The sequence below is a fragment of the Pantoea sp. QMID4 genome (assembly GCF_030270445.1).
Taxonomy (GTDB): Bacteria; Pseudomonadota; Gammaproteobacteria; order Enterobacterales; family Enterobacteriaceae; genus Pantoea; species Pantoea vagans.
Genome location: NZ_BSXL01000012.1, coordinates 91,952 through 103,076 on the forward strand (window position 1 = coordinate 91,952; position 11,125 = coordinate 103,076).

The 11,125-nt window shown below is 54.4% G+C and carries 6 protein-coding genes and 1 pseudogene; 2 read left to right on the forward strand and 5 right to left on the reverse strand.

Annotated features, from left to right (window positions below):
* Nucleotides 1-142 precede the first annotated feature (142 nt).
* Entirely contained in the window at nt 143-382 is a 240-nt protein-coding gene (locus QSK07_RS21765; protein WP_285723273.1) for a transcriptional regulator, read from the reverse strand.
* Between the two features lie 527 nt (nt 383-909).
* Nucleotides 910-2,370 (reverse strand): methyl-accepting chemotaxis protein, encoded by a 1,461-nt coding sequence (locus tag QSK07_RS21770; RefSeq protein WP_285723269.1) that lies wholly within the window; start codon nt 2,368-2,370, stop codon nt 910-912.
* Nucleotides 2,371-2,705: 335 nt separating this feature from the next.
* Here QSK07_RS21770 and QSK07_RS21775 point away from each other — a divergent pair, with 335 nt between their 5' ends.
* A complete protein-coding gene (locus QSK07_RS21775; RefSeq protein WP_285723268.1) occupies nt 2,706-4,487 on the forward strand; it encodes a sensor domain-containing diguanylate cyclase in 1,782 nt (593 codons plus the stop codon).
* A 61-nt stretch (nt 4,488-4,548) separates the two neighbouring features.
* On the opposite strand, the gene QSK07_RS21780 is transcribed toward QSK07_RS21775, so the two are convergent.
* Nucleotides 4,549-4,803 (reverse strand): biofilm development regulator YmgB/AriR family protein, encoded by a 255-nt coding sequence (locus QSK07_RS21780; RefSeq protein WP_285723267.1) that lies wholly within the window; start codon nt 4,801-4,803, stop codon nt 4,549-4,551.
* A gap of 385 nt (nt 4,804-5,188) precedes the next feature.
* Nucleotides 5,189-6,763 (reverse strand): sensor domain-containing diguanylate cyclase, encoded by a 1,575-nt coding sequence (locus QSK07_RS21785; RefSeq protein WP_285723265.1) that lies wholly within the window; start codon nt 6,761-6,763, stop codon nt 5,189-5,191.
* A gap of 814 nt (nt 6,764-7,577) precedes the next feature.
* Between QSK07_RS21785 and QSK07_RS21790 the strand changes: the two are divergent.
* A pseudogene (locus QSK07_RS21790) lies at nt 7,578-7,706 on the forward strand (transposase); the annotation flags it as partial.
* A 37-nt stretch (nt 7,707-7,743) separates the two neighbouring features.
* Here the strand turns inward: QSK07_RS21790 and QSK07_RS21795 are convergent.
* A complete protein-coding gene (locus tag QSK07_RS21795; RefSeq protein WP_285723264.1) occupies nt 7,744-9,948 on the reverse strand; it encodes a TonB-dependent receptor in 2,205 nt (734 codons plus the stop codon).
* Between the last annotated feature and the right edge of the window lie 1,177 nt (nt 9,949-11,125).

The window sequence follows — 11,125 nt, forward strand, 5'->3', positions numbered from 1 at the left end:
CCAGCTCGGTGCAGCCCTTACAGTGAACCTCCCCGATTGCGGGATGACCGCACCGCACCGCATAGAAATATTTCTGGCTCATTTCCTCATCCTCATCCTGGCCGGTAACGTGTTAAATTCAGGTGCTGCCAGCCGGGAATAACTATTTTTTCGTTTTCGGTACAAGCGCAAAATGAGGATGTCCCCCGGCAAGCAGAAGCAACAGTTCATACTCTCCCTGGCTAAGAGGGGCGGCTTTTTTTGCTGCCTCTTTGGTCTGCCACACGCGCAGGCTGAGCTCAAAGCGCTCAGCGGCAGCTTCCTGCGACAGGCCTGCGGCCAGCCGGAGTTCACGGACACTGGAAGAGCCAACAACGGGGCGATTCGCAGGCTGATTTCCCAGAGTATACTCCCTCCACAGGTGCGGGCCAGACAAGGCTGGCAAAGTGAAAAATGACGCAGAGAATGACAGCGCAGTCATTACATTGTCTTAACTTTCCTCCAGTAATGCAACTCCAGCGGCCAGGCCATTCACCGGTTTACCGCAGGCGGGATAAGTGAATTCAGATCGCTCCTGCAATTATTCATTTTCCTGTGAACACCTTATTTCCTGCCGGTGCCAGTGATATTCTTCTTTTCCGTAATGCGGCTGCCGACGTTATTCCGGTATATCCTGTCTGATGAGTCGTCATGCAAGGCAAAACTTTTTAAGTAACAGGCATGGTTAATACTGCTCATACCGGTATAAAGAGGATAACCGGACGAACACCGTGGCTGTATTCAGTGTCTGATGGCCGATGACGTCAGTTATGCAGTAATCCGGTAACAGGAGCCGATCACTTTGCGGATGATATCGCTGCGCGCAACCCGGGATAGCCAGCTCCCGGGTGGGCATGAGGCAGGATGAGAACCTGCCGCCGTGTAAGGGTGTTACTGATGACCGAACGCCACCCAGCCACCTTCTGTTGACGGGGTCACCGGGGGACTGATATGACGCTGCAGCCCCGTTGCGACAGTCATAACGTTATCGTCCGCCGACGGCAGCGTAAAGCGGGTGATCGCGCCTCTCAGAGCGGTAGTCTGTCTGCTCAGGCTGCCCGCCGTAGCGGACACCGCCTGTACCAGTGTGGCGTTCTGCTGGGTAACACGGTCAAGCTCTGCCACAGCCAGCGTGACCTGTGCGATCCCTTTGCTCTGCTCCCCGGAGGCAAGCGCTATCTGGCCGATCAGTTCGCTGACCCCGCTGACGCCATGCAGTACCTCATCCATGGTGGAGCCTGCATTGTCCGCTGCCTGGCGGCCGGCGCTGACGCGTGCCACGGTATCGGCGATCAGTTCTTCAATCTCTTTTGAAGCAATCGCACTCCGCTGAGCCAGCGAACGCACTTCGGCCGCCACGACGGCAAAACCCCGGCCCTGTTCACCGGCGCGCGCAGCCTCGACCGCGGCGTTCAGCGCCAGAATATTGGTCTGGAAGGCGATCCCGTTTATCGTTGTGGTGAACTGACGGATTTTTTCAGACCCCTCTGCTATACCCACCATGGCATCAACCACTGCGCGAACCAGATGCTCGCTGCGGCGCGTGGTTTCCGCGCTCTGGACCGCCAGTTCTCGTGCCTCGCGGGCGTTAGCGGCGTTGTGGCTGACGGTGGCGGTAATCTCTTCCATGCTGGCCGCAGTCTGCTCAAGTGCGGCAGCCTGGGTGGCGGTCCGGTCGGACAGGTCAGCGTTACCGCTGGCAATGTCCCCGGCCTCGCGGTGCAGTATGACCGCATTGTCACGGATCGACTTTACCGCATCAAGCAGGCTGTGCTGCATCTCCCTGACCAGCGGTACCATCTGCCCGACGCAGTTGCGGCCGAGGTCTTCCGGCTCGCGGGTGAGGTCGCCATCCGCGATAGTTTTCAGGTGCGCACGGATTTTAGCCACAGGGCGGACGAGATGTACCACGAGGTAGCGGTCACAGAATGCCAGCAGCGCAGTGGCGGCCAGCAGGGCGGTAAACAGAATCACCTCAAGACGGTGGCGTTCGGCCAGCACTGGCGCATCGTCTGCGGCCAGCTGCTGCGTCAGGGCACTGAGGCGTTCGCGTGCCGCGGCCGGATAACCTGCCGGTGCCGACAGTGTTGCGCGGTAGGCGTCCCATGACGGGTCCGCCGGAACGGCGGTCAGCAGCGCCGTTTTATCCGCTGCGCTGCCGTCCTGCATGACGAGGCCCGCGCGGGTCAGAAAGGTCAGCTGCTGCGTCAGCGCGTCAGCGCGGTCGGCATGGAGGTACATCTCGCGCAGCGTCAGTGTGCCATAGCCGCCGGCAAGTGCCACCACGGCCAGTGAAAGGATCATTATCCACAGCACCACGCGGCGGATGGTCAGGTGTCTGAGTAACTGCATAAGGCTTTCCCTGGTGTCAGATTGTTATTAAATAATTATCAGTTTTTTTATTTGTGCGCGTAATTAATTACGCGCTGCGTTTATTCAGAAGAATTGTGGCAGGAATAATCAGAAATGAATATGTTTTGACGATAAGAGAAAAGAATCGTGATGCAGTATATAATTTGCTAAAGAAAATAGTTGATGACACCGGACCCGATGGTACCTAGAATGCCGGATATATTATAACTTTAATAGCTTCTTCCTGTTGCAGTTATTTCCTTTCGTGCCGGTCCGTTACTGTACATTTTTCCTTTCTTATTTCGCACCGAAATCAGGCCGGCGCGGAGGATTCCATGCTGAAGAATCTTACGGGCGATGACGATCGCCGCGCGCAGGCGCTGAAAGCACTGCGCAGCCCCGACGAAAGCCGGGACAACGTGCTGCAAAAATTTGTCCGGCTGGCCAGCCAGGCGCTCGGTATTCCCGGAAGCTTTATCTCCGTGCTGGACGACAAGCACCAGCACGTGCAGGCCGCTCACAATTTCGGGCTGAAGCAGTCGTCACGTGAGGACTCGCTGTGCCGCCATGCGGCAGACAGCGACAGTGAAGTGATTGTACCTGACACCTGGCAGGATACCCGTTTTTCATCACATCCCCTCATTACCGGCACGCCCCACATACGTTTCTATGCCGGCGTACCACTGAAAAATCGTGAGGGTATTGTGCTTGGCACGCTGTGCGTTACGGATACGGTACCGCATTCGTTTGGAGCCGGGCAGGTAACCACCCTGAAGCTTCTGGCCGCGCTGGTGATGTCGTTTCTTGAGGCCTGGCACTCCGCCGGCCTTGCCGACCCGGTCACCGGCCTGCCTAACCGCCAGTGCCTCATACGCGACCTGCAGTCTCTGGCAGCATCGGGCGACAGCGCGTCACGCCGTCTGGTGCTGATTGACTGCATTGACATGCCTCGCGCCTATGAACTTGCCCGTTCAATGGGAATGGGGCCGGTTGAAAGCCTGCTCAGGGACATGGCCATGCTGCTGCCGCTTCGCCTGCGCCCGGCCGCCGGCGAACCGCTCTACACCGTCGCCACCGGACGATTTGCCGTTCTGACGAGCGATGACAGCCACATGAATGCGGAATGGGTCGCGGGTCGTCTGGAGGGGATCAGTGCCGATCTCGGGGACGGCATCGCCGTGGCGCTCAGCACCTATGCCGGCGAAGTTACTTTTGCAACCGGCAGTATAACGGCACAGGAAGCGCTGCGCCGTGCGGTCAGCGCGCTTCATGAGGCCATCGGCCGGGGTATGCCCGCCATGCGCTTCAGCGCGGCAAGCGACGCGCGTCATACTCAGGACTTTACGCTGATGAACGACCTCGCTGCCGCGCTACGGGAAGACCGGGGCCTGTGGCTCGCCTTCCAGCCTAAAATCTGCCTGCACAGCGGCAGGCCCGTCGCACTGGAGGCGCTGATCCGCTGGCATCACCCGGTGCGCGGCGAACTTTCTCCCGCGCTGTTTGTCCCCCTGGCCGAGCAGACTTCGCTGCTCAGCGACCTGACGACCTGGGTCACAGACCGCGTCATCAGCCGTCTGGCGCGCCTGCGCAACAGCTGCATTCAGCTTCCCGTCACGGTGAACGTCAGCAGCCAGGACTTTGCACGAGAGGGCTTTGCCGACGCGCTGGAGCTGAAGATGATAAGGGCAAAGCTTCCCTCTTCGCTGCTCGGCATTGAGTGTCTGGAGACAGAGCGTATTATTGAAAATCCGGCGGCGATGCACGGGCTTGAGATGCTGAAGCTGCGGGGATTCGGGATTTCGCTGGATGACTTTGGTACCGGCTACAGTAACATCAGCTACCTGCGCCGCATGCCGATTGACGTTATCAAGCTGGACCGCTCGCTCATCAGTGAAATTGCGACTGACACAGCCTCGCGCATCATTGCCCGCAGTATCATTACCATGCTGAAGGACCTTGATTATACGGTGCTGGCCGAAGGCGTTGAGGATGCCGAAACGGGCTCCGCGCTCGCGGAGTACGGCTGCGACCAGGTGCAGGGATTTTTCTATTCACGGCCCCTGCCGGAAGGTGAACTCGACGAGTGGCTGAGCTGGAAGCTGCGCGGCCACTGCTGATACCGTCCTCGCATCAGCATCGTCCCTTTGGCGGGGTATCTGCGAGTGTAAAATGCCCGCCTCAGGTATGCGAATCATCTGGCGTATAACCGGCAACCAGTTGCTGCAGGCTCAGGAGCGTGGCCTGCCGGTTTTTGTCAGTCGCGGCCGCCTGTTCATCCCTGAGCCTAAGGATAATGGCCTGATTGCTGACCTGTCTCCCCTCGCTGCACAGAGCACGGATTACCGCTTCAAATTCCTCTGATTCGCCTGTGAACCGGTGACCGGAACCCAGCAGGTATGCACGGATATGTGCAACCGTATTTGTGTCTGCCATGATTTTCATCTTTTTCTGCTCTCAGCGATTTATCCATTTCAGCGGCTCTAAAGGTGTACGCCATTTATTTGCGGGTGTCACTGACTGTCCCGTCGCCGGCACGTGCGGGTCAGCATAGCATGGCCTGACCTCATGACTGTTCTGCATGGCAGCGCTCCGGATACACTGACCGACGTCCCCTGCTATCATCTCTGGCCGGTATGCTGCTGCCGGGAGGAGTGGCCTGGGAGCGATACCCTCTCGCCAGCGGGAGAGAATGTTTCAGTACTTTTTATCCCGTTCTGTAAAAAAGGCCCGGATAATGTCTTCTGCATGATCCTCCCTCCCTGAGATATATTCCCTCCTGACTCCTTAGCGGACAGATACAGTAAGCGCAGAAAAATGCTTATTGCCCGGCCCCGCGATACAGGCGGAAGGTCTCTGCTCCGGCGATAACCACCACGTTACGTCCTGCCCCCTTCGCTTCATAGAGGGCCTCATCCGCCCGCCGGAGCATCGCGTCCCGGTTTCCGCAGTCCGCCAGCGAGGCCACCCCGGCAGATACCGTCAGGGATCCTGTATATGGAAACGTCGTGGTACTGACCACTTCGCGGATGCGCCCGGCCGTGCTGGCTGCATCCTCCACAGCCGTCTGCGGCAGCAGGATAATAAACTCTTCACCACCAAAACGGCTGACAACGTCTTCCGTGCGACACGTCTGCCGCAGCAGACCGGCCAAGCTTATCAGTACTGCATCGCCTGCATCATGGCCGTACCGGTCGTTAATTTTTTTAAAGTGGTCAATATCAATCGCGATGACGCATTGTGCCCCGCCATCGCCTGACCGGTCCGCCATGAGGTTAAAGCCACGGCGGTTCCACAGTCTGGTGAGGGGATCGGTCATGGCTTCGTCGCTGAGCACAGCCATGCGGCCGGCTACAGCGTAATGGTATTCCTGCACGGCCTCTTTGAGGCGGCCGGCCTCATAGTACCAGGCCGGTACCGACGCCAGCGACATCTCACTGTCGTCATGCCGTACCATGTCAGCTAGTTTTTCCAGAGGGAGCGCGATACGTCGGGCCATCAGGGCTACGACAGTAGCTGTCAGGATGATAATCCCCAGCAGGAACCACAGGGCGTTTTCTGCGGTGCGCACGAGAATATGCCGGACTGTCTCTGAGGTGCCCGAAATAAAGATGTTCCAGTCCGTTTTGTGCAGGCTGGCGTACCCCGTCAGAAACTGCTGCCCCTTTGCTTGTGTACTGAACCGGCCACTGACCGTCGTGGCCAGCTGTCTGACCAGTGCAGAGCTCAGAGTCATTTTTGTGCCCACGAGGTCCGGCTCGTGGCTGAAAACAATCAGGCCATCATTGCTGACGATACTGACCATAGATCCGCGGGCGTAGAAATGCTGGCTCAGGATATCGCTCAGCATGCTCTGCTTTTTGAGATAAATGGTACCGCCGATGTATCCCAGATAATCGCCGCCAGTCGTAAACAGCGGCTGAGAGAGGAATACAACATAATTACCGGAGGCCGAAGTAAAAGGCGCGGAGATAAACGGCTTCTGAGTTGCGATAGCCTGGCGGCTCGCATCGGATTGCAGTTTAACACCGACCAGACTAAGGCTTTCCGGGGAGGTCGCGGCGATAACGGCGTCGCGGTTAACCACGACGACCGTGTTGAAAAAGCCGGACTGCAGCCTGAGGCGGTCGGTCTCATCTCTCAGCGCCGCCGGATCGGTGAGACCTTTAATCTGCGTAGCGCTCCACGCAAGCTCGCGCTGCGCCGTGCCGAGATAGCGATCGGTCGTGTCAGCCAGCTTTCGCGCATAAGCAATATTGCTTTCCAGAAGGCTGTCCTCAATGTTGCCCTTCTGAAAAATCAGAAGCGCCACGAGCAACAGGCAGGAGGTCAGGATCACCCCGCCAACGGAAAGCGACAGAAGCAGGGTGCGGAGACGGAGCTTTTTAAGCAGCATGGCGTGAAGGACCCGGTTGAGGTGTCATCTGAGTGTAACTGTTCAGGAGCCAGTTAAAAGAAGATCAGCGCGCCTTTTACGCTATGCATAAGGGCGGCGGTGCCTGACTATATGTCAGCTTAGAGTATTTTATCTGTCTGCTCGCAGCTTAACCTGATGAATTTCGATTCTAACGTATTTCTCGTGGATAAAAGTCAGTGGGTATATTGAATGAAGGAAGAGTCTTATCACAGTATGAGAGTGCCCTGTGCATCTGCAATGTCAGCAAAGCTGATAAAGCGCAGGTATTTCTATGCAGACTGAAAAAGGTTTTCTCAAAAAATAATGATCGGGGGTTAATCGAGTGAAAAAACCCGGTATATCACCATGAAATTCGCGGGATTTTCAAAGTGAAAATAAGGTACTGGAGGCTAACCATGACGGGTGTTTTATAACGTGCATTGCAGAGGTTTTGTGAAAAAGAAAGTCTCAAGTGTTTTAACAAAATACAAAAGACTGTCTAAGATAATTATGTGTATTAAAAGGAGTCAGTTTGGATATAGAGAATTATTGTACGGTAAGCCTGTTTTTTGAACAGGCTTACCTATAGCGATAGGGTGTACCTCCACCCTATGCGTCATTTCCCGTAGATTTTATCTAATCAGATAACCTGAATGTGATACGGAATACGCGATAATTTAAAAGCGATAGTCACTGGCTCTAAATCAATCCCTTACAGATTAGATTGGTTAAATAACACTCTTGACCTGCTCCCCGTTGATTAACACACCGCGATGTCAGTAATGTTTTCAGTAAGCCACATGAGGACATCCCCATGAAGAAGCGTTTTTCCGACGAACAGATCATCAGTATTCTCCGCGAGGCCGAAGCCGGGGTTTCTGCCCGTGAGCTCTGCCGTAAGCACGCCATTTCCGACGCCACCTTTTACACCTGGCGTAAGAAGTGACAACGGGGCGCGATTGCGCCCCGTAAACAGCAGATTAGAAATCGTAGCTCATAGAGACTTTCAGAGTACGTGGATCGCCCTGCACCAGATAAGTGCCGGTACCATCGACGTTGGCCCAGTACTTCTCATTAGTCACGTTATCCACGCCGACACGCCATACTAAATCGTTCTGGCTCACCGTCATGCGGTAGCGCACACCCAAATCCAGGGTGGTGTAGCTATCCAGCTTCAGCGTATTGGCGGAGTTGGCATACTGTGAACCGGAGTGATTCAACATCGCCGTTGCAGTCAGACCCTCAACAGGTTTGATGTCGTATTCCGCACCCAGCACATAGTTGTAACGCGGTACACCAATCGCCTGTTTGTCATCGTAAGTTCCACCCGAGGTTTTAACCATAACTGGATCGATCCAGGTGGCACTGGCGTTCAAACGCAGGCCCAATACAGGTTCACCAAAGACGTTCGCTTCCAGACCGCGATGGCGTTGTTCTCCGTCCATCACATACGCGCCGTCGCTATTCAGCAGACCAGAAGGTTTCTTGATTTCGAACAGCCCCAGTGACCCGCCAACACGGCCAAAGTCGGTCTTTACGCCAATTTCGTTCTGTTTGGAGTGTGCAATGCCCGTCACGCTGCCGTAGTTGGTGGCAGTATTCGGTGCCACATCGCCGGGTTGCAATGCTTCAGTATGGTTAGCGTAGAAGGAAATTTCTTTCCACGGCTTATATACTACGCCGTAGGTTGGCATCCAACGGTCATTAGTGTAACGAGAGCTGACGTTCTCAGCACCTGTGCCGTAAGCATAGTTACGCACCACCACTTTCTGATGACGTGCACCTACGGTAAACAGCAGCGTATCGTCAAATACACCCAGGGTATCACTCAGCAAATAGCCCTGAGTACGGGTACGTGCCGTGGTCAGAGGGTCTGAGAATTTACCGCCTGCGAAGGTCGCAGGGGGTTCAGCAACGTCACCACTGTTGTAAATATTGAACGGTGTGCCCACCAGTGACATGTTGTAGGCATTCTTCGCATTAGTGGTTAATGCTGAATAGCCCACATTCACTTTATGGCTGACAAAGCCCGTATGGAAGTCACCACGCAGCCCCACCATTCCGCTCATGTTGTCCTGAATACGGTTGGAGTAGAAACTACTGATGGTTCCATCACCGTTGGTATCAGTGACCGTTGGTGAACCATAGTTACCAGTTTCATGCGCGTGCTGCGCACCCAAACCAGCATAGGCGGTCCAGCTATCGGTGATGTCATATTCGGCTTTGGCCATACCGAATTCCGACTCCATATCGCTGTAGACCCATTTCTGGCTGTAGTTGTGCGAACTGGAGGGGACTTCAGGAATGAAGCTACCGAATTTCACGCCTTGCAGCGCATCGTGATAGGTCTTTTTCTGATAGCCAACATCCAGCGATGTGCGCAGACGATCGCCGCGATAATCAAGGCCCAGCGAAGCGGCCGTGGTGCGCTTTTTCTCACCATCGACACCGGTTTCACCTTCACGATGCAAGGCATTAAAACGTACGCCAAATTGATTGTTATCACCGAAACGACGTCCGACATCCAGCGTGCCGCCCACCTGAGAAGAGGACGTATAATCCACACCTACACGAGTGGTCGGCGTATCTTCCGCATGTTTAGGTTCAAGGTTAATCATCCCGCCGACGCCCGATGATGCCGCGCCGTTCACCAGGCTATTCGCGCCTTTAAAGATCTCAACACGATCAATCAGTGATGCATCCATAACCTGACGAGGGACCACACCTGGCAAACCACCAAATGTCATATCGTCGCCATCCAGTTCAAACCCGCGAATGCGATAGGCTTCCGCGAAGTTACCGTAACCCTTCACGTTCTGCACGCCAGCGTCGTTCTTCACCACGTCAGCAATAGTCTTGGCCTGCTGATCCTGAATCATCTTCGAGGTGAAACCGATCACGTTGAACGGTACGTCCATGGCGTTTTGTTCACCCAGCATGCCCAGGCGACCACCGTGTGCAATCTGCCCGTCAAGATAGGCAGGCACTAAATCATTGCCGCCCGGCTTGAAATCCTGTTGTGGTGTCGCGGTGACGGTGAGGGTCGGTTGATCTTTTTTCGCATCAGCCGTTGACGTGGTGGTGTTGGTATTGGTGTTGGCAGCCATCACTGGCAAACAACCGGCACTGACCATAACAGCGAGCAGCGTAGGTTTCAGTCCGGGATTGAAAGGCGTCATGCGCATGGAAAACCCCTGGTAAAAAGTAAAGTGATAATCATTATTATTGCGGTTTGCGATTATGCGTTTTGCTAAGAGGAAAGCAAGAATAATCGCTAAACTTACTTAGTCAGGAGTTGACCGGCGAGAAAAAGTATTAAGAAAGGGTAAGGATTGCGGAGATAACGTATCGAATCCGCCATTCTCACGCATTTTATGTGGGAATATAAAAAGAAAGAACTGTCAGCACCGGAAAAAAATGTTCATCAGAGTAGTGATTGACCGGCAGAACGTCAGGCACGGTGACCGGAAGTTTTTATTCAGGTGTTTCCATCATGTACTTAATTGTAAAAATGTGCGCGGGTTCTGCCTCATCTCTCTGACTTAATTTTTCTCTGAGCAACAGTAACAGATCACATTTGATCTCTTTACGGCTGATTACCTCTCCATTATGGGGTTTGAGGGTCAACCGTGCGGAAAACCACGTTAACGAATTAACAGTATGAAATATCGATACTTATGAGACTGCATATTTGAGGTAAAAAGGGGTTCCGAATATCGTTTTTTAGTCATTTTAAGACCAGAAAATATCAGAATAGATTTCTGATACCGCTTAGCGTGTTTTTTTACATCACTGGACCTCTAACCCCGCATCCTGTTGTGCTGTCAGCTCCTCAATGGCAAAAAGCAGGGGTGGAGTGCACTGTCACACCTGCTTGATGCAGGTTCCCAGCAAGCGGATCAGCTCAACCGTCAGCTGAGTCCGGTTAATCTCTTCCCGCCTCTGGCCATTAGCAGACAACACATTCCGGTTAGCCTGCAGGCTTCACCATAAAGATTGTCATTAAGACCTACACCGGTTTTCATCTGCTTCTCCCGTGTTGTGGGGTACTTAAGTTAAGAAAATAAAATGTGGGACGGACTTTACCCTCTTACGGGCTGAAGGATGCGGGGACAAATGCCGCGAAAGCGGCATGGAGGCGCCAGAACTAGTTAAGGACGGCTCAGCTGCCATCGGGCGCCGTAAGCCCGGCAGAGCCGGTGACATGGCTGATGGTGGCAAAACCCCAACCCCTTCCTTGTATCTAACATTACGTGGTGATTAGCTATCACCACTGAAGCAGAGCGAACCGGTCCCTTTCCTGAGGACGGTTTAAATACCGATCCTGTCTGGCAGCTTACGGTCCTCTGCTTCACCTTTCAC